Origin of the sequence: Streptomyces albidochromogenes (assembly GCF_005981925.1) — a bacterium.
Taxonomy (GTDB): domain Bacteria; phylum Actinomycetota; class Actinomycetes; order Streptomycetales; family Streptomycetaceae; genus Streptomyces; species Streptomyces albidochromogenes.
In genome coordinates this window covers 1-21,045 of record NZ_VBVX01000098.1, presented here as the reverse complement: position 1 = coordinate 21,045, position 21,045 = coordinate 1, and the positions used below count along the sequence as shown (strand labels likewise).

The window sequence follows — 21,045 nt, the reverse complement described above, 5'->3', positions numbered from 1 at the left end:
GTGGGGGGCCGTGCCCGCACGCGTGGTCAGCGACCGGGCCAGGGGGGACGGCGGGCGAGGACCGTCCACTCCTCATCCGCCCGACCGGGTACGGCCCGGCCGGTGCTCGCCCACCGCTCGGCGAGTGCGGTGAAGATCGGCTCCGGCTCGGGGCGCGGAACCGCTTCGCTGCTTGCCTGCTGCACGCCGATGACGGGCGTGAACCGCATCGTCGTGGTCACGCCGGGCTCAACGGCCTCTGGGCCGATTGGGTCACTCACGCGCCGACCCGGTGTTGACGGCCCGCTGTGACTGAGCGCGATACCTGGCCCGGGCAGACAACTCCGATGCTCAGGATCAGCTCACCGCGACTGGGGACCTGAGCCGCGTGCCAGTCAGGGGGACTGTCAGCTTCGTGGCGGAAACGGATGCGTATGTGAGGTCGACAGGCGTAGGCGAGGGATGGAGGGGACGCAGTATCAGATGTGCGAGAGGCCCGGGGGGTGTCGTACCGTAGACAAGTTCCTGCGGCGGAGGCTTCGGCGGCAGTGACCGGATTTCCTGTTCCTTCTGTGTCGATCTTGAGGTGACGTCCTATTAACCAGGCCATGTAGTCGTCCGTGTTCCCCGCGTGCTGTTGTGTCGCACGTGTCCGGGGGCGGACGTCGCGCTGGCCTGAGTTGCGTCACCCTCCCCCGCAGTTTCCTTCCCGGGTGCAGCTCTGCCGTCTGCCCCGGGTTTCGTGTATTCCGGCCCCGGTGCGGCTGCCGGCAGGGCTCCCCGATTCCTTTGGATCAGGAGTTTTCCCGTCGTGTCTTCCTCCGCGCTCGACAACGAGCCGCAGCACACCGCCCAGCCCCCAACTCACCCAACACCTGGCCTGTCGAAGATGGGACTGGCCGCCTGGATCGCCCTCTTGGTGCTGCTGGGCGCCGAGCTGATGGACATGATTGACCAGTCGGTCGTCCTGACCGCCCTGCCCGCGATCCAGGAGTCGACCGGCGCCGGACCGGACGCGGTGCAGTGGCTGACCACCGGCTATTCACTGCCCGTCGCCATCGGGCTGATCACCGGCGGACGCCTCGGCGACCTCTACGGCCGGCGAAAGATCCTCCTCATCGGCACCGTCGTGTTCACCACGGCCTCGCTGCTGTGCGGCCTTGCTGCCGGGCCGGGCGGGCTAATCGGAGCCCGCGGGCTCCAGGGCGTCGGGGTGGCCCTGATGATCCCGCAGATCCTGGCCACCCTCCATGTCACCTTCGAGGGGCAGAACCGCAGCAAAGTGTTCGGTCTGTACGGGGCCGTCATGTCGCTCGCCAATGTCCTGGGCCCGGTGATGGGCGGCCTGCTCACCGAGGCGGACCTGTTCGGGCTGTCCTGGCGGCCGATCTTCCTGGTCAACGTGCCCGTCGGCCTCGCCGTGATCCTCCTGGGACGCAAGTTCATCCCCGAGTCGACCGTGAAGAAGGCCGACCGACTCGACCTGACCGGCATGCTGCTGTCCGCACTGGCCATCGTCCTGATCGTCTTCCCGCTCACCGAGGGGCACCTCCACCACTGGCCGCTGTGGTGCTTTGCCCTGCTCGCCGCGGGCCTCCTCGTCCTCGGTGTCTTTCTGCACCAGCAGCAGCGCAAGCATGGCAACGCCCCGCTCGTGGCCCTGTCCCTCTTCCGGAGCCGGCAGTTCTCCGGCGGCATGGCCGCGCAGCTGATGCACGGCCTGCTGTGCGGGCTGTTCTTCATGACCTGGACGCTCTACCTCCAGCGCGGCCTGGGCATGAGCCCCTTCCATGCGGCCCTGGCCTTCGTGCTGCTCTCCATCGGAGAGCTGGCCGGCGCGACGGTCACGACAAAGAGCGCCGGGCGCTTCGCCCGCCGCCTGCCACAGACCGGAGCCCTCGTCACGCTCGCCTCAATGGCTGCCTACGGGGTCCAGGTCGACTCAGGCCAGGGGGACCTGACCCTGCTCGGGATGACCGCTCCGGTGGTACTGATCGGCTTCGGCCTCGGCATGGTCGGCGGCCCGCTCGCCGACATGTCGCTGGCCCGGGTCCCCCACGACGACGCCGGGTCGGCCTCGGGCCTGTTCAACACCGTCATGCACCTGGGCATCGCCCTCGGCACTGCGCTGACCGCCCTGGTGTTCTTCGCCACCACCGGCGGCTCTCCCGACGCCGGACTCAACCGCGACGCGTTCATCACCGTGCTGTGGTGGGTCGGCAGCCTCCTCGCCCTGATGTGGGCCCTGATGTTCTGCCTGCCCAAGCAGGCCGACAACCAGGCCGACTGAACCACTCCCAGGCTCCGGCCACGACGTCGGCCGGGGCCTGGGCCGCCAGCCTTGCGATTGAACAGGTAGCGGCCCAGGAAGTTGACGTGCTTGAGGGCCAAGGGGCTCCGGCCCTCAAGCACGGTGGCAGCCGGTCAGGCGGGCAATGCCTTGCCGTCGGCGGACAGGTCGCGGAGGTACTTTGTCGGGCGGAGGCGCTCGCCGTACTGATCGGCCAGCTCGTCCGCGCGCCTGATGAACGCGGCGAGACCGGTGGAGCCGTCGGTGGCCTCGTAGCCGGTCATGAACTGGGCGGTACCGCCGGTGGCCGGCGGGAAGCCCAGGCCGAGAATGGAGCCGATGTTGGCATGGGCGGCCGAAGTGAGGACACCCTCCTCGAAGCACTTCGCAGTTTCGATTGCCTCGCGCACGAGCATGCGGTCCTGGGCGTCCTTGAGCGGGATCTGCTTGTCGGCGACGGGGATCAGGTCGGCCAGGCCCGGCCAGATGGGACCGCGTTTGCCGTCGGTGTAGTCATAGAAGCCGGCGCCCTTGAGCTTTCCCGCGCGGCCCTGCTCGATCATCGGGCCGACGACTCGCTCGGTGACGGTGAGGTTCTCGTCTCCGGCCGCCTCGCGGGTCGTCCTGGCGATCTTGTGCATGAGCTCGAAGTTGAGCTCGTCGGCGAGCTGGAGGGGGCCGACCGGGTAGCCGGCCTGGGTAGCGGCCCGCTCCAGGGAGTAGGACGCCAAGCCTTCGCTGAGCAGCGCGAGGCCCTCCTCGATCCTCGTTCCGATGACCCGCGAGGTGTAGAAGCCGCGGCTGTCGTTGACGACGATCGGGGTCTTCTTCATCTGCAAAGCCACGTCGTACGCCCTGGCCAGGGTTGCGTCGGACGTCTGCGCGCCGCGGATGATCTCGATCAGTGGCATCTTGTCGACGGGTGAGAAGAAGTGCAGGCCGATGAAGTCGGCCGGCCGGTCGATGCCTTTGGCGAGGTCGGCGATGGGCAGCGTGCTGGTGTTGGTGCACAGCAGCGCGTCCGGGTTGATGTGCGGCAGGATCTCGGCGAAGACCTTCTGCTTGAGTGAGACGTCCTCGAAGACGGCCTCGATGACCAAGTCGGAGCCGGCCAGGTCGGCCGGGTCGGCGGTGGCGGTGATGCGGCCTAGCAGCTCGGCGGCCTGCTCCTGGGTGAGCTTTCCGCGCGAGACGGCCCGCTCGTTCAGGTTCGCCGTGTAGGCCCTGCCTCTTTCGGCGTTCTCGGACGTCACGTCCTTGAGTACGACCTGCATGCCCGCGCGGGCGCAGGAGTAGGCGATGCCCGCGCCCATCATTCCGGCGCCGAGGACACCGACCTTCACGGCGGTGTGTTTGTCCACTCCGTCGGGACGCAGGGCGCCGGAGTTGATCGAGCCCATGTCGAAGAAGAACGCCTGGATCATGTTCTTCGCCTGCTGGCCGCTGACCAGTTCGGTGAAGTAGCGCGATTCGATCCGCGAGGCGGTGTCGAAGTCGACCTGCGCTCCCTCTACCGCCGCCGACAGGATTGCCTTGGGCGCCTTGTAGTCGGCCTGTTTGATCTGCTTGCGCAGCAGCGGGGGGAGGGCAGGCAGGATGCCCGCCAGGCGAGGGCTGGACGGTGCGCCGCCAGGTATCTTGAAGCCCGGCTTGTCCCAGGGCTGGGCGAACTCGTCGGGGTAGTCCTTGATCCACGCCTTCGCGGCGGGGATGAGCTCGTCGGCGGAGTCCACGAGGTCATCGACGAGTCCCTTCTTCTTCGCCTTGACCGGCTGGAAGCGGGTGCCCTGGCCGAGGACGTCCGAGAGCGCGGTCACGATGCCGAACATGCGGACGGTGCGGGTGACGCCGCCACCTCCGGGCAGCAGTCCGAGCTGCACCTCAGGTAGGCCGATGTCGTACCTACCGTTGACCGCTATGCGGTGGTTGGTCGCCAGCGCGATCTCCAAGCCTCCCCCCAGCGCGGCTCCGTTGATGGCTGCCACCACCGGCCTGGGGAAGGTCTCCAGGCGGCGCAGGGTCGCCTTGACGGCCTCCACCTCGGTGAAGACGGTGACGGTGTCGGCTCGCGTCGCATGGATCATCCTCTTGAGGTCGCCACCGGCGAAGAAGGTGCCCTTCCCCGAAGTGACGACCACGCCCGTGACGGAGTCGGCCTCGGCATACAGCCGGTCTACGGCGGCCTTCATCGAGGCGGCGTAGAGGTCGTTCATGGTGTTGGTGCTCTGGGTGGGGTCGTCCAGAGTGAGGGTGACGATGCCGTCGGCGTCGCGTTCGTAGCGGACAGCGCTGGTGGGTGTGGTCTGGGTGCTCATGATGTGGTCTCCTGCTGTGGGCGCTGGTCTCAGACGATCTCGACGATGGTGGCGATGCCCATGCCGCCGGCGACGCAGAGCGTGGCCAGGCCGCGCCGTTGGCCGCGGCGGATCAGTCCGTCGACGAGGGTGCCGAGGATCATCGCGCCGGTGGCTCCCATCGGGTGGCCCATCGCGATCGCGCCGCCGTTGACGTTGGTGATCTCGTGGCTGATGCCCATGTCCTTGACGAACCGCATTGCCACCGCGGCGAAGGCTTCGTTGATCTCCCACAGGTCGATGTCGGAGGCGTCGAGACCGGCGAGAGCCAGGGCCTTGCGGGCTGCGGGGGCGGGACCGGTCAGCATGATCGTCGGGTCCGCACCCGAGACGGCCGCGGCGACGATGCGCGCCTTGGGCGTGAGGCCGAGGCGGGTGCCGATCTTCTGGGAGCCGATCACTGTCAGGGACGCGCCGTCGACGATGCCGGAGCTGTTGCCGGCGTGGTGGACGTGGTCGATCTTCTCCAGCCAGTGGTACTTGGCCAGAGCGACGTCGTCGAAGCCGGCGCCCTGGCCGTGCTCGACGAAGGAGGGCTTGAGGCCGGCGAGGGACTCCACGCTCGTGCCGGGGCGGACGGTCTCGTCATGGTCGAGGACAACCTGGCCGAGGCGGTCGAGGACGGGGACGACGGAGTTGTCGAAGTAGCCGTTGGCCCACGCGGCGGCTGCCCGGCTGTGGGACTGGGCGGCGTAGGCGTCGACGTCGGTGCGGGTGTAGCCCTCCAGGGTGGCGATGAGGTCGGCGCCGATGCCCTGTGGGACGAACCCGGCGGCCAGGGAGGTGGCGGGGTCCATGGCCAGCGGACCGCCGTCGGCGCCGAGCGGCACCCGGCTCATCGACTCCACGCCGCCGGCCAGGATCAGCTGCTCAAAGCCACCGCGCACGCGGCTGGCGGCCTGGTTGACGGCTTCCAGCCCGGAGGCGCAGAACCGGTTGAGCTGGACACCGGCGGTTGTCTCCGGAAGGCCGGCGACGATCGCGGCGGTCTTGGCGATGTCCATGCCTTGGTCACCGATCGGGGCAACGACTCCGAGGACGACGTCGTCGATGGCTTCGGTGTCCATGGAGGGGTTCCTCTTTTGCACTGCGTCCAGCAATCCGACCACCAGGTCGATCGGCTTGACCTCGTGCAGCGCTCCGGTCTTCTTGCCGCGTCCGCGTGGCGTGCGCAGGTGGTCGTAGATGAAGGCATCTGTCATGTCTGCTGTTCGCTTTCTTACGGGGTTGGCACAGGGGGGTGGGTGCGGGCGGAGGACGGCGGTCGGCGCCTCAGGTGTCTTTGAGTTCGCGGCGCAGGACCTTGCCGACGTTGCTCTTGGGCAGGGCGTCCCGGAACTCGATGTAGCGGGGTCGCTTGTATCCGGTGAGTCGGCTCTTGAGGTGCTCGCGGAGTTCCGCCTCGGTCAGGCTCGCGTCGCGGGCGACGACGACGAGTTTGGGGACCTCGCCCGATTTCGCGTCGGGGACGCCGACGGCGCCCGCTTCGGCGACCTTGGGATGGCTGACCGCCGCTTCCTCGATCTCGTTGGGGTAGACGTTGAACCCGGAGACGATGATCAGCTCCTTCTTCCGGTCGACGATCTGCAGGAAGCCGTCGTCGTCGCTGACGGCGATGTCCCCGGTCAGCAGCCATCCGTCGGACGTGAGCACTTCCGCGGTCTCCAGGGGCCTGTTCCAGTAGCCGCGCATCACCTGGGGGCCTTTGACGGCAAGCTCGCCCGGCTGGCCCGCAGGGACCGGCTGACCGTCGGCGTCGAGGATGCGAACGTCGGTGGACGGCAGAGGGACCCCGATGCTGCCGACCCTGGGTTCGAGGTGTACGGGGTTGAGGCTGACCACGGGCGAGGCTTCGGTCAGCCCGTAGCCCTCGGTGATGGGCAGGCCGGTTACCTCGTGCCAGCGGCTGGCGACCGCGGCATGCACCGCCGCGCCGGCGGCGACCGCGATCTTGAGGTTAGTGAAGTCGAGGCCAGTGAAGGAGGGAGTGTCCAGCAGCGCCCGCGCGAGCGTGTTGACCAGCAGGATCGCGTCGGGGCGTGTCGTGGCGAGGGTCTTGACCAGCCCGGCTGTGTCGGTGGGGTCGGTGATGAGGACGTTGTGTGCGCCGAACCGGAACAGCCCCAGGCCGTTCACGGTCAGTGCGAACACGTGGTACAGCGGCAGCGCCGCGATCACCGTCAGGTGTTCCGAGCCGAACCTGGCCTGGAGCTGCCCGAGGAATTGCTCCTGGTTGGCCAGCAGGTTCAGATGCGTGAGGACGGCGGCCTTGGTGCCCCCGGTGGTGCCGCCGGTGTACTGCAGGAACGCGACGTCCTGATGCCCCAGAGCAGGTTCGGTGAGCCGGTGGCGGCGGCCTCGGTCGAGTGCGGTGCGGAAGCCGACCGCTGCGGGTATCTCGTAGGGGGGCACGAGCCGCCGGACCTTCGCCACCATCGTGTTGGCCACAACCCGCTTCAGCCTGCCGCAGAGGTCGCCGACCTGAGTGACGATCACGTGCTCGATGCCTGAGCCGGGCAGGATCTCAGCGACCTTCCCGGCGAAGTTCGCCAGGACCACGATGGCGCGCGGCCGGGCGTCGGCCACCAGCTTGGCCAGTTCGACCGGGGTGTACAGAGGGTTGGCGTTGACCACGATCAGCCCGGCCTTCAGCGCCCCGAACAACGCGACCGGGTACTGCAGAAGGTTGGGCATCTGCAGCACGATGCGGTCTCCCTCCGCCAGGCCGAGCTCTTGCTGCAGGTAGGCGGCGAAGTGGTCGCTGAGCTCATCGACCTCGGTGAACGTCAGCCGGACGCCGCGGTGAGAGAACGCCGTTGCGGGGCCGAAGCGTTTCGCGGTGCTCCGCACCATGTCTGGGATGGACGTATACGCCACCGGGGGGATCTCCGCGCCGACTCCGGGCGGGTAGAACCGCAGCCAGGGGCGTTGCGCGTGCTTCCCGCCGACATCAGGCGTCGGGGCCAGACCCTTGTCGTACGGGCCGGGCGCCGGCTGTTCGGGTGGCAGCATCGGGGAGGTGCTCATGGAGGGGGTGTCCTTCACTGTGAACGTCGTCGTCCGAGGTGGGCCGTTGCCGAAGACGACCCGTGCTGGCGCCGGCACGGGGCGTCTTGGGCAACGGCCCGACGGTGCGGGCGGATCTTGGCGTGCGTCCGCGGCCCGGAAGGAAGGTCAGTGGCCAGCCGGGGTGGTTCGGCGCTGCGGCTCCCCGCGCCGAGCCACCCCGCTGCGCGGATGCGGCGTCGGGGGTTCAGCGAGTGGCGTTGATCCCGCCGTCGACGGGGATCACAGCACCGGTGATGTAGCTGCTGGCGGGGCTCATGAGGAATACGGCGATGCCTGCCATGTCCGCGGGGCGTCCGATGCGCTTGACGGGGATCTGCCCGGCGACGGTGTCCGCGCCCATGCTGAGGATTCCGGCCGTCATCTTCGATTCGAACAGGCCGGGGGCGACGGCGTTGACGAGGACCTCGGGGGCGAGGGTTCCCGCCAGCTGTTGGGTGAGCATGTGCACGGCGGCCTTGCTGGCGCTGTAGGAGAAGTTGTTGAAGCCGGGGGCGGGAGCCCGCAGGCCGTCGATGCTGCCGGTGTTGATGACCCGGGCGGGATCGTCGGGCGTTGAGGCCGCCTTCAGCAGGGGCAGGAGGGCTTGGGTGAGGGCGAAGACGCCCTTGACGTTCACCGCCAGCACGCGGTCCCACGCCGACTCGGGAAACTCCTCCAGGGGCGCGCCCCAGTTGGCGCCGGCGTTGTTGAACAGGGCGTGCACCCGGCTCTCGCGCTCACCGATGTACGAAGCCAGGGTCTGCACACCGTGGGCGGTTGCGAGGTCGGCCGATACCGCGTGGATGTGGCCGAGAGGGCTCAGTTCCTCCACGGCCGCCTTCAGGTCTGCTTCCTTGCGGCTGGAGATGTACACCTTGGCGCCGGCTTCGAGGAGTCCTCGGGTGATCATCTTGCCGATGCCGCGGCCGCCGCCGGTGACTACGGCGACCTTGCCGGCCAGCAAGGGTGTAGGGGTGCTCATGGGATGCTCCGCGCAGGTAGGGGGTTGGACGGACCGGACAGGGGGACATCGGCCCCACTGTCTGGGTGGAAGAGGTGCTGGGCGCGTGGTGTGCCGCACCCAGCGGGGGTGCCACGGATCGTTAGCGGATGCGGCGGCCGGAGAGGGCGCGGCTGATGGCCAGGCGCTGGATCTCGCTGGTGCCTTCGTAGATGGTGAAGATCTTGGCGTCGCGGGCCCAGCGTTCGACGGGGTAGTCGCGGGTGTAGCCGTTGCCGCCGAGGATCTGCACGGCGCGTTCGGTGGTGCGGACGGCGACCTCGCTGGCCTTGAGCTTGGCCATGCTGCCCTCGGCCCGGGTGAAGGGCTTGCCGCGCATCATCATGTGGCTGGCGCGCCAGACGAGGAGGCGGGCGGCGTCGATCTCCATGGCCATGTCGGCCAGGGTGAAGGCGATGGCCTGGTTGTCGATGATCGGCCGGCCGAATTGCTCGCGGATGCCGGCGTACTCCAGGGCGTACTCGTAGGCTGCGCGGGCGACGCCGACGGCCATGGCGCCGATGCCGGGCCGGGTCAGCTCGAAGGTGGCCATGGCGGCGGGGACGCGAACGCGGGACCCTTCGCGGGCTGTGGCCAGGCGTTGGTCGAGCGCGTCCTTGCCGCCGAGGACCAGGTCGGCGGGGATGCGTACGTCTTCGAGGACGACCTCGGCGGTGTGGGAGGCGCGCAGGCCGTGCTTGGAGAACTTCTGTCCCTGGCTGAGGCCGCGGGTGCCGGGCGGGATGAGGAACAGGGCGTGGCCGCGGGCGCCGAGGGCGGGGTCGGTGACGGCGTTGACTACGTGGATGCCCGCGATGCCGCCGTTGGTTGCCCAGGTCTTGGTGCCGTTGATCACCCACTCCTTGGTGGCTTCGTCGTAGCGGGCGTGGGTGCGGATGGCGGCGGCGTCGCTGCCGGCGTCCGGCTCACTGGCACAGAGGGCGGCGACGGCCAGGTCACCGGGGGTACCGAAGAAGGCGGGCAGCCAGGTGTCGATCTGCTCCTTGGTGGCGGCGCCGAACAGGGCCGCGGCGGGCAGGAAGGTGCCCAGCAGGGCCTGGCCCATGCCGCCGTCGCCCCAGAAGATCTCCTCGGCGACCACGGGCTGCTGGAGCCCGGTGGGGTCGGCGATCATCTGCAGCGCGAACTCGGGCGTGTACAGGCCGACCTTGGCCGCTTCCTCGATGACGGCCCAAGGCATCTCCTCACGCTCGTCGTACTCGGCGGCGACGGGGCGTACGTACTTCTCGGCGAAGCCGTGGGCCCAGTCGCGGGCTTCGGCGATCTCGGGCGGCAGGTCGAACAAGGAAGGCTGCGTCTTTGCGCTGGTCACAACAGATCTCCTGACAGGGGTGGGGCGGCTGCTCAGCGGGCGGTGAAGACGGCGTCGCGGCGCTCGATGAAGGACTGGATTCCCTCGGCGCCGTCGGCGGTCGAGAACAGTCGTGCGATGTCCGGGCGCAGCCGCTCGATCGCGGCGCTCTCGCCGTGCTCACGGGCCAGGTGGGCGGAGGCGAAGACGGTGCGCACCCCCAGGGGCGCTGACTTCCCGGCAATGAGGGTGGCGATCTCGGTGGCGCGCGCGATGGCGGCCGACCCGTCGGTGACCAGTTCCTGCACCAGGCCGATGCGGTGGGCTTCGGCGGCGTCGAACTCCTCGCCGGTGAGGATCCAGCGCATGGCGTTGCCCCATCCGGCCTGCTGGGGGAAGCGGAAGGTGGCCCCGCCGAACGGGTAGATGCCACGGCGGATCTCGTACTGGGCAAACCGTGTGTCCTCGGCGGCCACACGGATGTCAGCGGCCAGGAGCAGCTCGATACCGAGCGTCATCACCCAGCCGTGCGCGGCCGCGACGACGGGCTTGGACCAGGGGCCGTCCAGACGCCAGGGGTCGCGCCCGCCCTCGGGGGCGTCGAACTTCCCCGAGGCTAGTTCGGCGCCGACGTCGAGCATGTCCAGGCCGCCGGTGAAGTGGTCGCCGTGGGCGAACAGGACCCCGCACCACAGGTCGTCGTCGGATTCCAGCAGACCGTAGGCGGCCGACAGCTCGCTGAGCATCTGCTTGGTGAAGGCGTTGCGCTTGGCGGGCCGATTCAGGCCCATCAGCAGCACGTGACCGTCCCGTTCAACAGTGACCGCGGGTGTGCTCGCAGGCATAGAGCTCATCCCTCCTCCTCGTAAGTTGCATGATGAGACCTACTGGACGGTAGTCGGGTAGGCCGCCGACGGCAAGTGAATCTCAAGATGAAACTGATATGGTCAGCACTATGAGACGGACGTCCTTTGACAGCTGGCCCTGCTCGATCGCCCGCACCGTGGACATCCTGGGCGACGGCTGGACACTGCTGGTTTTGCGCGAGATCTTCTACGGCGAGTCACGCTTCGACGGCTTCATCGACTCGCTCGGCATCGCGCGCAATACCCTCACCGACCGGCTCCGGCGCCTGGAGGCCGCGGGCCTGTTGCAGCGGCACCCTTACCAGAGCGAGCCGGTCCGTCACGAGTACCTGCTGACGGACAAGGGCCGGGACTTCTTCGGCGCGCTCGCGGCGATCAACGCCTGGGGTGACCGGTGGCTGGCCGATGACGACGGCATCCCTGTGGTCATGCACCACACCGCCTGCGGCCACGACACCCAGGCCAAAGTCGTCTGCTCCTCATGCGGCGAATCACTGCACCACCAAGACATCGCGGTGCGGACCGGACCCGGCTACCCGGCCCGGCTCCTCGACAGCCCCGATGTACAGGCGCGCTTCGCCATGGACGGGCGCCCGAACGAGTGACCTTGGCGGCGCGAGCCGGCCGTCCGCGAGTTCGTCCACCCGACCCGCAAGGAGCTCGGCGTCGCGCGTGACGGCCTGCTCTCTCCATTAATCGCCGGACGGGAAGGGCTGGATGACATTGCTGGGGGCAGGTTGGTCCTGGCCGCCGGATTGCCGGAGGATGAGGACGGCTGCCGCAAGGGGCCATCTGCTCCGCTTGACGCCGGGACTGAGGACTTCCTTCAGCCGGACAACCTCTTTGCGCAGTCGCCTTTCGACTTCGGCGCCGGCGGTGGGTGGTCAAGGCGCCTTCGAAGCCGGGTATCGAGGTGGCTCCGATGAGAGCCCGCCGAGCAGCGGGACCGGATATTTTCTCGCCGGCCGCAGCAGTGTCGCGCAGCCGTACTGCAGTCTGCGCGGCGGCGAGCGCGGTCTCGACGTCGAGCTCCCCGTGAAACCCCCGACGGCCGCGGTCGCCGTACCCGGTGGAGGTGCGAGCGTCCAGGGCGGTACGCATGTGTCCGTACTGGATGGCGAGGGTGACCAGACCGCCGGGGCGGCGGGCGATGTGCCAAGCCAAAATTCTGCGCAGGCGGCTCAGTACAAGGTTGCCGTGCGGGTCCGCCGGCACCATCTGGGTGTCCAGTCATGGGCGGTGGCCTCCTGGTTGATCCACGACACCAGATTCTCGACGCGGCGGTCCAGGGTGCCCCGCTTCAGCGCGCCGTGGTGCTTGCGCTGGCCGATGACATCGTGGTGGGTGGAGCTGAACAACAGCTCGCCCTGGGGAACGATGCGTTCCAGGACACGGATGGCGTTGACGACCGGCATGATCGCGACCCAGGGAACGGCGCGCTCCTCACCAGCGGAGATGTGGTGGCCGTCTGAACCCACGCGGAATGTGCCTTACATGCCTGTCTAAACTCCAAGCCCGTGACCAGCCGAACTACTTGACAGATGTAGATAAGGCCGGAGACCGAACACGACGCCGCGGAACGACGCATCACCGAGCTACACACCAAAGCCGTCGAGCAGGTCGGCAGCCCTCAAGCCCCCGTCCGGCTGGGCGGCATGTACGCACTAGAACGGCTCGGCCAGACGGTCCCCGAGCACCGCCAGACCATCGTGGACGTCATCTGCGCCTACCTGCGCATGCCCTACACCCCACCCGCGGAACCCACCCCACGACATGATCTGGGGCCAGCGGCGCTGTCCCGCGCCCGACAGGCCGCCCGGGCGCTCATCCGGGGCAAAGCGAACGACCAGCCGCGCGGCGGCACGGACGGAGCCGGAGACACGCGGGATGCGCTTCTGAACGTCCGCCAGGACCTCATCCCGCCTACCGGGCAGGCCGGCCGCGAACGCCTCCCGTACGGCCATGGGGTCGGTCCCGCTGACGGACACCGTGACGGTCCACTCGCCCTGTACCCGGAAGATGCGCGTGGACTCCACCCACTCCACCAGCCGGAAGACCGCACCCATGGCGTCAATGGCGGCCAGAGCCTCCCGGCGCATCACTCACTTCCTGCGGCGCCTCTCCCGACGCCTCGGCAGGATGTTCTCCGGCAGTCCAAGGTGAGCAGTGGCCTCATCGAGCGCCTGCGCGAGGGGTTGGCCGGTCAAAATGCCGTCGATGACTCGGCCGGCTTGGATCAGGCAGACCGATGCCCAGAGCACATCGTTGAGGCCGCTCTCCCTGGGCTTTTCGCAAAGGGCCCATCCGCCTTGGCCGTCCGGCGCCAGATACAGCTGGGCGGTCTCGCGGCTGGTGTGCGTGTAAGCGGAGAGGTGCCGGTACGGCACATATCCCTCGGGAATGCCGTAGGCCACCATCAAGGTCTCGGCGTTTTTGATTTCGTTGGCCAGCTTGGTGACGTCGGGATCGGGATTGGCGTCTCGGGCGGCGATCGCCTGGCGCAACTTCTGCTCGACCGGGCCATCCGCTTGCCACTTGACCCGTTGTGCGTTCTCGATGAGCTTGAGCAACTCCACGTCGCTGTAGGCGTCCACCGCCTTGAGCGCGGAATCGCCGCCGTCAACGAGCCACTTCAGCGCCACGGTGTGGTTCATCAGGTTTCGCATGACCGGCGCGACGACGAAGCCGTATCCCCTGTCGGCCTCATCCAGCACGACGCGGGCCGAGTCAGTGATGAGCATCCACCAGCTCCACCCGTGCGGGGCAACAGCTTTGTGGGCGGGCTCGAAGGCGATGCCACCTTGTCTGCTAGCGATCTCGTCACGTGCTTCGATCAGCTTTCGCATAACATCGCGGGCTCGCTGAGCAGTGGCATCGTCATGAAGGAACTCAGACATAGCAGGCACACTACGGATGGCAGGCGCGATTGCGCACGTTCTCGGACTTGCAGATACTGCGCTCAGCATGAGCCGTGGCACGGACCCGGCAACCGAGTCGCTGTTCGTCATCTGCCGTGCCCGCGCGCTCGCCGAGTCAGGGAAGGCCGCTGACGCTCTACGTGAAGCCGAGCGAGCCGCGACCTGGCAAGACAAGGGCAGATCGGCGAGATGACGGGGTGGGCAGCCCTCTGGGGAGCACCCGCCGCAACGGTTGATTCCCACACTGCGAAGATCCACGCGCGCATCGGTGACCACGTCGCCGCCGAGCAGCACCACGCCCATGCGAGGAAGCGGTACGGCTCCACAACGCACCAACGTATCGCCGCGCTGTCGGCCGCAGCCGAAGGTCGTGCGCAACTTCAGCAGGGGCAGATCGAAGCGGCATAAGTCCCCGACTGACCGGCGGACTCCTCTGGGCTTCCGGGCGTGAGCTTGACAGGGGCGGCTCGAGGGCGTTAGTCCGCTGCCGACTCCGTCGGGGCGGATCCCTGGCCGATGAGGTCCTTCAGCAGGTCGCGTACGGGTGGCGGCATCATCCCCTCCACTCCAAGGAGGTGCCACTGGCAGTCGGGCACGATGCGATCCAACTCTCGGAATGTATGGAGCTGGTTCAGCAGGATCAGCGTGTCGAGAGCCCTTGTTGCGGGTGGCCAGCGGCAGTCGCGCAGAGTGCCGAGCACCGCCATGCCGGCCGCCAGGTAGCGGCTGCGCAGCCACTCCTCTACTGCATCACCCGGTTGTCCGGCATCCAGTTCGTTCTCGACTCGCGTGCACAGGTGCAAGGCCCACTCCCGTACGCGCTGGACGGTCTGCCAGGCGGTTGCGAGATCTCTCAGAGGAGCCCTGTCGGCCAGGTCGCACAGGAGGTCGCGGGCATCGCCCACCGGCCCCAGAGCCAGAGTTTCGTCCGGCTCAAGGAGCTTGTCGGCGATACCAGGACCGTCGCGTCGAGTCGTCTCGACAAGAGAGGCGATGGGGTTGGCGGGCGTGCCTGGGTTCATTGCCCGCAACATGTCCCCGATCTCCTGCATGGACAGTGATCCCGTGAGGACCGCCGAGGCGGCAGTCAGTGTCGCGCCCTGCGGCGTGGACGGCGACGGCTGAGGATTCTTGTCCCAGGAGGCAAGCTCAGCGGGAGGCCACGTTTCGCCGGCGGCACGGGCAAGGCGGGCGATCCGCTCGTCAATTCGCCGCGCACGGGCGGGGACGAGGGTTATTACCTGGCTTGCCTCTGCGAGATGGCCAGCGACCGTGTCGAGGCGCTTGTCCAGGTCCTCATCCGCATTGTCGTCCTCGCCGGGGATGGTGACGGTGTCCACTGCGGCGCGGAAGGCGGCCCGCACGGTTCCTTCCCGCACCGGAAGGCCTTCGGCGAACAGCAGCAGCGCCAAGTCCTTCGGGCGCTTGCCTGGTCCGGCATGACGTGCAAGGCCCAGGACCAGGTCGAAGCTTTCTGGCGCAGGTCGGGAGCTGCTGCCCTTGCCGCGGCCCAGGCTTCCGCCTGGGATGTTTCCCGGCAGCAGCCCTGCACGCCGCCAGGTGGTCAACTGCTTGGCGGTCGCGGTGAGCCCATGGCGCTGCGCGTGGTCGATTAGCTGCTGTTCGGCCGCGCTGGGGCCGGTAGTGGAAGTCACGGCGCGAAGGTACCGGCGCAAGTCGTGGTTACGGGTCGGTTTTAGAGCCCCCCCAGTGAAGTGGCAACTCAATGGCGTACCAACGCCGTTGGGGATCAGCCAGATTAGACGCCATCCCGCTGCCGGGCGCGGTGCCTGCCGAGGGGCGGTGGCCGTGCCCGCACGAATCGAGAAAGACCGATACCTCATGAGCACGACTTCGGACACGCCCGATGAGGGACGCGACGACCACCGGGAGCTGCGGTTGGTGGTTCTCCTATTGGCCATGGCGGTGGGGCTGTTGATCGCGGGGGCCGCTGTCTACCTCGCTCATGTCCACCCGTCGCTGGCTGAGCCATTGGGCGTCGGTGCTGCCGTCCTGGGTGCCGTGGCGGGGGTTGCGGCGATCGCAGTCCGCTGCGTGCGGTGATTTTGCCTTCTGACCGTGGTGTCGGGCAGTGAGGGGGCGCTGCGAACGATACGAAAAACCTACTGTCACGCTAAGTATCGTTCAGTTCACTCTGCGTGCCGGCGCGTGGGATTCGTGTCCCATGTGGAAGTGGGACAGCATCGGTTTCAGTGCCTGGCTGTCGTGGGTGTTGGCCGCGGAGAGTCCGACGCGTAGGGGCAGTCCGTCCGCATCGGACAGGACATGCATCTTGGAACCGGCCTTACCCCGATCCACGGGGCTCGGACCTGCAAGTTCGCCCCCTTTTTAGCGCGGACATGGGCAGAGTCGAGAACCGTGCGCGACAGGTCGACCAGGTCCCTTTCGTCCAGGAGTCGGAGAACCTCCTGGTGCAGCCGGCCCCAGACTCCCGCACGGGACCAGATGACGAACCGGCGATGCACGGTCGACTTCGAGGCCCCGAAGCACGGAGGCAAGGCCCGCCAGGCACAGCCGCTGACCAGGACGTAGATGATCGCGGCGAAGACCGCCTCGTCATCGATGTTCGCGACCCCACCGCCTTGCGGCCGCACCCGAGCAGCCGGCAACAACGGCTCCGCGAGTTCCCACAGCCCGTCCGGAACAATCCATCCCCACCGCCCACTCCCCATAACAAACCCAACGACCAACTCACCATGTAGGACACCGTCTTAGACGTCATCTCATTTGGTGAGTCGGCGGGAGCAGATGAGGGTGCAGGCGATGCTGGTGAAGGCGAGGAAGTGGTCGGCTTTGCGTTCGTAGCGCCGGTGGAGGCGTCGGCAGCCGGCGAGCCAGGACATGGTTCGCTCGATGGTCCACCGGTGGCGTCCGAGCCGTTGTGAGCTTTCGATTCCTTTGCGGGCGATGCGGTGGGTGATGCCGCGTCCGCGTAACCATTGCCGCAGGTGGGGGTGGTCGTAGCCCTTGTCTGCGTGGAGCTTTCCCGGCTTGCGCCGCCTGCGTCCACGGCGGGAGCGGGTCGGCGGTATGCCCTTGACCAAGGGGATCAGGGCTTGGCTGTCGTGCAGGTTCGCGCCCGAGATTCCGACGGATATGGGCAGACCGGTTCGCTCGGTGATCAAGTGGATCTTCGAGCCGTACTTGCCCCGGTCGACAGGATTCGGACCTGTCAGGTCCCCCTTTTCAGGGCCCACGTGCAGCCCGACGTGGCCACGAACACGATCGCCGCCAGCACCTCCCGGTCGCCATGCCGACGCCGACCACCGCCCTGAGGCCGCGACGGCGCCTCTGGCACCACTCTCTGGAACAGCTCCCACAGCTCATCCGGCACCAGCCGCTCAACAATCCCCATGACCTGTTGTGCCTACGCCTTGCTGGAGCAGGTGGTCTCGGTCCAGGTCGCCTGGAGGTCGCGGCAGACAAGGGTGAGGGTGCCGTCCCAGCAGGCGATCTCGTGGCTGCAGCCGTCCCTGTGGGGCAGGATCTCGTCGAGAATCACATCCCCGAGGTCCGCTCCTCGGCCCTCGTCGGCGGGATCGATGACGAAGCTGGACACCCCTGCGTAGCGGATCAGCAGGTCCTGGTCGTGCTTCCAGCAGTTGTGTTGGAACTCGACCTCCATCTCCTCACCGCCGGCGCCCCGGACGGCCCGGACCGTCAAGTCCTTCACACATCGCCTGCTGCGGAAGTCGTAGTGGCCCGCGTCAGTGGCGAAAGCCCGGGCGCCTGGCGGCAGGTCACCGGAGATCGAGGGCAGATGGTCCAGGTAGCGAGCCGGGTTCAAGACCCCTGACAAGTCGCCGACCTGCGCATCGAGATTGACGTACTCCATCGACCTTCGCTCCCGCTCATGACTTCCCACTGGCCGACGAATCGTCGCACAGACTCACCAAATGAGATGACGTCTTAGACCGTGTCCTACATGGTGAGTTGGTCGTTGGGCTTGCTATGGGGAGCGGTCGGTGGGGATGGATCGTTCCGGACGGTTTGTGGGAGCTCGCAGAGCCGTTGCTGCCGGCCGCGCGGGAGCGGCCGCAAGGCGGTGGGGTCGCGAACATCGATGACGAGGCGGTCTTCGCCGCGATCATCTATGTTCTGGTCAGTGGCTGTGCCTGGCGGGCGTTGCCTCCGTGCTTCGGAGCCTCGAAGTCGACCGTGCATCGCCGGTTCGTCATCTGGTCGCGGGCGGGGGTTTGGGGCCGGCTGCACCAGGAGGTTCTCCGGCTCCTGGACGAACGGGACCTGGTCGACCTGTCGCGCACGGTTCTCGACTCTGCCCATGTCCGCGCTAAAAAGGGGGCGAACTTGCAGGTCCGAGCCCCGTGGACCGGGGTAAGGCCGGTTCCAAGATGCATGTCCTGTCCGATGCGGACGGACTGCCCCTACGTGTCGGACTCTCCGCGGCCAACACCCACGACAGCCAGGCGCTGAAGCCGATGCTGTCCCACTTCCACATGGGACACGAATCCCACGCAGCCGAATCAAAGCCCCAACGCCTGCACGCAGACAAGGCATACGACGTCCCTCACCTGCGGCGATGGTTATGGGGCAAGCACATTGGAGTCCGGATCGCCCGCAAGGGAGTCGATTCCAGCGAACGGTTGGGGCGCCGCCGATGGGTCATCGAACGGACCATGTCCTGGCTGACCGGGTACCGCAGACTCAACCACCGCTACGAGCAACACCCGGGCAACTACCTGGCATTTCTTGGGCTGGCAGCCGCCATCTGCTGCTACAAGCGCTTCCGCAAACTCACCATGTAGGACATGGTCTTAGGTTGGCGCCGGTGATGCCGTCGAGGACGCTGGCGATCTCGTCGTACATGCGCATGGACTCGGCGCTGTGGTGCTTGCCGACGTTCTTCGAGTCGTTGCCGCCGTGGGCCATGTAGTCCAGGACGCGCAGGTAGTTCGCAAGATTCACCCCGGTGAGCTCGACCTCGGTCAAGCCGTTGTCGAGCTTCTTGGTCTTGGCCGCGAGTTCCAGGTCGGGGCCGTCGCGGCCTTCCTGGTCCGACGTCTTCTCCCAGAGGTCTTCGGATGTCTCGACGTGGAAGACCTTCAGGCCGGCGGCTTTCTGCAGCCGCTTGGACTGCTGCGGCGGGGAGTCGGTGGAGCAGCCACTCGAGAAGGCGGCGGCAAGCACAGCGAGGGCGACGAGCGTGGGAGCCCGGCGCGAGGAGGAGGAAGTGGGCACGGACCGCAGTTTCTTGGAGGCGGCCGTGGTTGGTCCCTCTTTGATCTTCTGTCAGCCAATCGGTAGACGCTTCCGCTCCCCGCCGCGGTCCACGGCTGAACCTCGCTGACGAATTCCGCCAGGGGTACACTTGCTCGCCGCCCACCACGCCGCAGTCGGCCGCCGCCCCGACGCACGACTGCGGCGGGCCATCAGCCAGATGCTCGGCTTCACCGACCGGCACCTGCCTGTTCGGGCCGGAGCCGACATTCGCACTCAACGCTCCAGAGATGCGGGCGTTCATGCAGTTGCCGCACCTTCCCAGGGAAGTCATCACCCGGTAACAGCGCTCCTACGGCCCGGCCGTCTGGCAGATCTGACGGGGTCATTGGAAGTCGAGAATTAGTTCCGCCAACCACCACAGGGAAAAGCCGTCTTACATTCAACTGTGTCGCCCATACCGAGCGCGTCTGATGCCCGGCATGGGTGGTTGTAGGTCTACCTCCAGTGTATGTACAGAGGGAGTGTGCCCTGGAGCGAGTATTCGGCAGGCGGGCTGGCCTCTCAAGCTCAAGTTGTGCTCAGGAATAGAACGTTCCTCTACTTCATGTGTCAGGAACATGATGGTGTTGCCCCGTGCAGCTGTCCCGACGGGGGGCCGGTGCAGGTGAAAGGTGAAAGGTGAACATAAGCAGCAGGCGGAGATCTCTGGTTTCCGCTCTCGCGTTCGTCGCTCTTGTTGGTATGACAGCACCGGCTTACGCGGATGGCGCCCCGCCGACAGACTCCGACGGGGAGGTGGTGGTGGTGGGCACGGAGCCCCCGGAAGAGCCCACGGAGCCGGATCTGGTGACCCCAGGTGAAGGAGAGCCGGACATCGGGGACATCCCGCCCGCCGGCGGCAAGCTTCCCGCCCCGCACTGCGATTACAAGCGTGTCTACACACCCAAGGCCAACCACGGCCGCAAGCACAAAGGCGTGGGTGCGACGCAATCCAACTACAACGGCACGACGCGTACCGCACGGTCCACCTTCATCTCGGAGGTCACCGGCGAGGTCGGCGTCTCTGTCACCGCCGGTCTGAGCACGAGCGTCGACGCCATGATTGGCAAGATTGAGGCCAAGTACGACGTCGAACTGAGCGCGAAGTTGACGGCCAAGCTGGGTAACAATGTTGCGGTTGACACTCCGCCGAAGACGACCACCAACGCAAAATTCGGTGTATGGCGTCTGAAGAACACTGGCGTCAGTTACGTCATCTACAGCAACTGCCAAGGCAGCGCGAAGAAGAACATTACGAGCTACTCACCTATGAAGGTCGGCTGGCACCTGTGGGAATCCTGACCAAGGACTCGCTCCTCTCAAGCTCCAGTGTTCGGGCAACAGTCCTCATCCTCGCGGCGCTGAGCGCCGGTGGATGCACCAGCGAAGGGCCGACGCCCGCCCCGGCCTCCCCAACGCCTGCCAGCAGCGAGCCCACCAGAGCAGAGCACATCGAGGGCGAGACCGTCACCGAAGCCCCGAAGCCCCTCAACGGTGGAAAGCCTCTAATCAGCGAAGCAGCCACCAGGGGAACTCAATCTTTCCCCTGCCCAGTGGGATCAAGCCGGGGCGGCTCACCATTCAGGTCAACTGCGAGGGAGCGGGCACTCTCAAGGTGAAGGTCGAGCCAACAAATATGAGCTTTCCGCTCAAATGTGTCGACCACGAGGTCAGCAGCACTCTCAACGAACTGACCATCAAAACGGCGCGTGAAGAAGGGTCCCTCCGCATCACGACCTCTTCCAACGTGCGCTGGGCACTGACCGTCGAGCAATAACAGCAGACCGCCCTGCGCTGCCGGAGGGACATGTGTCTGACCTCCGATCTGGCCTGGGCACAACGCCCGATCTGCCGCCCGTATCAGCAGGCAGCGCCTGGATTCGGCCACGCAAGCCCGGAAGATTCTCTGGAAGCCCGGCCCCGGCAGCCACCACGTGGCGCAAGCGGACGCCCGCCCCCTCTGCCAGCCCAGGGGACGGGCGTCCACGCGCGTCGTACGTCAGCTCGCGTTGGAGGTCGCGCTGGAGTTGCGGCGGC

Annotated in this window: 18 protein-coding genes and 2 pseudogenes; 5 read left to right on the top strand and 15 right to left on the bottom strand. The window is 67.2% G+C overall.

The features are described from left to right. Positions 1-26: 26 nt before the first annotated feature. On the bottom strand, positions 27-221 hold the full coding sequence (locus tag E2E34_RS15340) for a hypothetical protein (RefSeq protein WP_138902461.1): 195 nt from the start codon (positions 219-221) through the stop codon (positions 27-29). A gap of 569 nt (positions 222-790) precedes the next feature. Here E2E34_RS15340 and E2E34_RS15335 point away from each other — a divergent pair. Beyond that, a complete protein-coding gene (locus tag E2E34_RS15335) occupies positions 791-2,269 on the top strand; it encodes an MFS transporter (RefSeq protein WP_138902460.1) in 1,479 nt (492 codons plus the stop codon). 134 nt (positions 2,270-2,403) lie between these two features. Here the strand turns inward: E2E34_RS15335 and E2E34_RS15330 are convergent, their stop codons facing one another. The 6 genes from E2E34_RS15330 to E2E34_RS15305 form a co-directional block, all read right to left on the bottom strand. Further along, a complete protein-coding gene (locus tag E2E34_RS15330) occupies positions 2,404-4,584 on the bottom strand; it encodes a 3-hydroxyacyl-CoA dehydrogenase NAD-binding domain-containing protein (protein WP_138902459.1) in 2,181 nt (726 codons plus the stop codon). A gap of 29 nt (positions 4,585-4,613) precedes the next feature. Continuing rightward, the gene (locus tag E2E34_RS15325; protein WP_138902458.1) at positions 4,614-5,825 is read right to left on the bottom strand and encodes an acetyl-CoA C-acetyltransferase; all 1,212 of its coding nucleotides are present in this window, start codon (positions 5,823-5,825) and stop codon (positions 4,614-4,616) included. A gap of 70 nt (positions 5,826-5,895) precedes the next feature. Then, on the bottom strand, positions 5,896-7,650 hold the full coding sequence (locus tag E2E34_RS15320) for an AMP-binding protein (protein ID WP_208765252.1): 1,755 nt from the start codon (positions 7,648-7,650) through the stop codon (positions 5,896-5,898). Between the two features lie 226 nt (positions 7,651-7,876). Beyond that, a complete protein-coding gene (locus E2E34_RS15315; protein ID WP_138902457.1) occupies positions 7,877-8,653 on the bottom strand; it encodes an SDR family oxidoreductase in 777 nt (258 codons plus the stop codon). A 121-nt stretch (positions 8,654-8,774) separates the two neighbouring features. Next, on the bottom strand, positions 8,775-10,004 hold the full coding sequence (locus E2E34_RS15310) for an acyl-CoA dehydrogenase family protein (RefSeq protein ID WP_138902456.1): 1,230 nt from the start codon (positions 10,002-10,004) through the stop codon (positions 8,775-8,777). 32 nt (positions 10,005-10,036) lie between these two features. Beyond that, positions 10,037-10,837 carry a crotonase/enoyl-CoA hydratase family protein gene (locus tag E2E34_RS15305; protein ID WP_138902455.1) on the bottom strand — a complete coding sequence of 267 codons (801 nt, stop codon included), beginning with the start codon at positions 10,835-10,837 and terminating at the stop codon, positions 10,037-10,039. 149 nt (positions 10,838-10,986) lie between these two features. Here E2E34_RS15305 and E2E34_RS15300 point away from each other — a divergent pair, with 149 nt between their 5' ends. Continuing rightward, the gene (locus tag E2E34_RS15300) at positions 10,987-11,454 is read left to right on the top strand and encodes a winged helix-turn-helix transcriptional regulator (RefSeq protein WP_244315769.1); all 468 of its coding nucleotides are present in this window, start codon (positions 10,987-10,989) and stop codon (positions 11,452-11,454) included. Between the two features lie 576 nt (positions 11,455-12,030). Here the strand turns inward: E2E34_RS15300 and E2E34_RS37450 are convergent. From E2E34_RS37450 to E2E34_RS15250, 7 genes and pseudogenes are all read right to left on the bottom strand, one after another. Further along, positions 12,031-12,327 carry a hypothetical protein gene (locus tag E2E34_RS37450; RefSeq protein WP_138902453.1) on the bottom strand — a complete coding sequence of 99 codons (297 nt, stop codon included), beginning with the start codon at positions 12,325-12,327 and terminating at the stop codon, positions 12,031-12,033. Between the two features lie 186 nt (positions 12,328-12,513). Next, on the bottom strand, positions 12,514-12,948 hold the full coding sequence (locus tag E2E34_RS15280; RefSeq protein WP_138902452.1) for a hypothetical protein: 435 nt from the start codon (positions 12,946-12,948) through the stop codon (positions 12,514-12,516). 3 nt (positions 12,949-12,951) lie between these two features. Then, entirely contained in the window at positions 12,952-13,746 is a 795-nt protein-coding gene (locus E2E34_RS15275) for a DUF5677 domain-containing protein (RefSeq protein WP_138902451.1), read from the bottom strand. Between the two features lie 497 nt (positions 13,747-14,243). After that, entirely contained in the window at positions 14,244-15,422 is a 1,179-nt protein-coding gene (locus tag E2E34_RS15270; RefSeq protein ID WP_138902450.1) for a hypothetical protein, read from the bottom strand. A gap of 514 nt (positions 15,423-15,936) precedes the next feature. After that, positions 15,937-16,460, bottom strand: a pseudogene (locus E2E34_RS15260) (IS5 family transposase); the annotation flags it as partial. A gap of 51 nt (positions 16,461-16,511) precedes the next feature. Further along, positions 16,512-17,143: pseudogene (locus tag E2E34_RS15255) on the bottom strand (IS5 family transposase). Positions 17,144-17,155: 12 nt separating this feature from the next. Further along, entirely contained in the window at positions 17,156-17,623 is a 468-nt protein-coding gene (locus E2E34_RS15250) for a hypothetical protein (RefSeq protein ID WP_138902449.1), read from the bottom strand. A gap of 116 nt (positions 17,624-17,739) precedes the next feature. Here E2E34_RS15250 and E2E34_RS15245 point away from each other — a divergent pair. Then, a protein-coding gene (locus tag E2E34_RS15245; protein WP_138902448.1) for an IS5 family transposase occupies positions 17,740-18,554 on the top strand; the annotation gives its coding sequence in 2 pieces (ribosomal slippage) (positions 17,740-18,082 and positions 18,082-18,554; 816 coding nt in all). Here the strand turns inward: E2E34_RS15245 and E2E34_RS15240 are convergent. After that, the gene (locus E2E34_RS15240; RefSeq protein ID WP_138902447.1) at positions 18,544-18,987 is read right to left on the bottom strand and encodes a hypothetical protein; all 444 of its coding nucleotides are present in this window, start codon (positions 18,985-18,987) and stop codon (positions 18,544-18,546) included. The two genes, E2E34_RS15245 and E2E34_RS15240, sit on opposite strands and share 11 nt — an antisense overlap. Before the next feature lie 786 nt (positions 18,988-19,773). Between E2E34_RS15240 and E2E34_RS15235 the strand changes: the two genes are divergently transcribed. After that, a complete protein-coding gene (locus E2E34_RS15235; RefSeq protein ID WP_138902446.1) occupies positions 19,774-20,310 on the top strand; it encodes a hypothetical protein in 537 nt (178 codons plus the stop codon). Between the two features lie 313 nt (positions 20,311-20,623). Beyond that, complete coding sequence (locus E2E34_RS15230) at positions 20,624-20,785, top strand: hypothetical protein (RefSeq protein ID WP_244315767.1); 162 nt, start codon at positions 20,624-20,626, stop codon at positions 20,783-20,785. Positions 20,786-21,045: the final 260 nt, after the last annotated feature.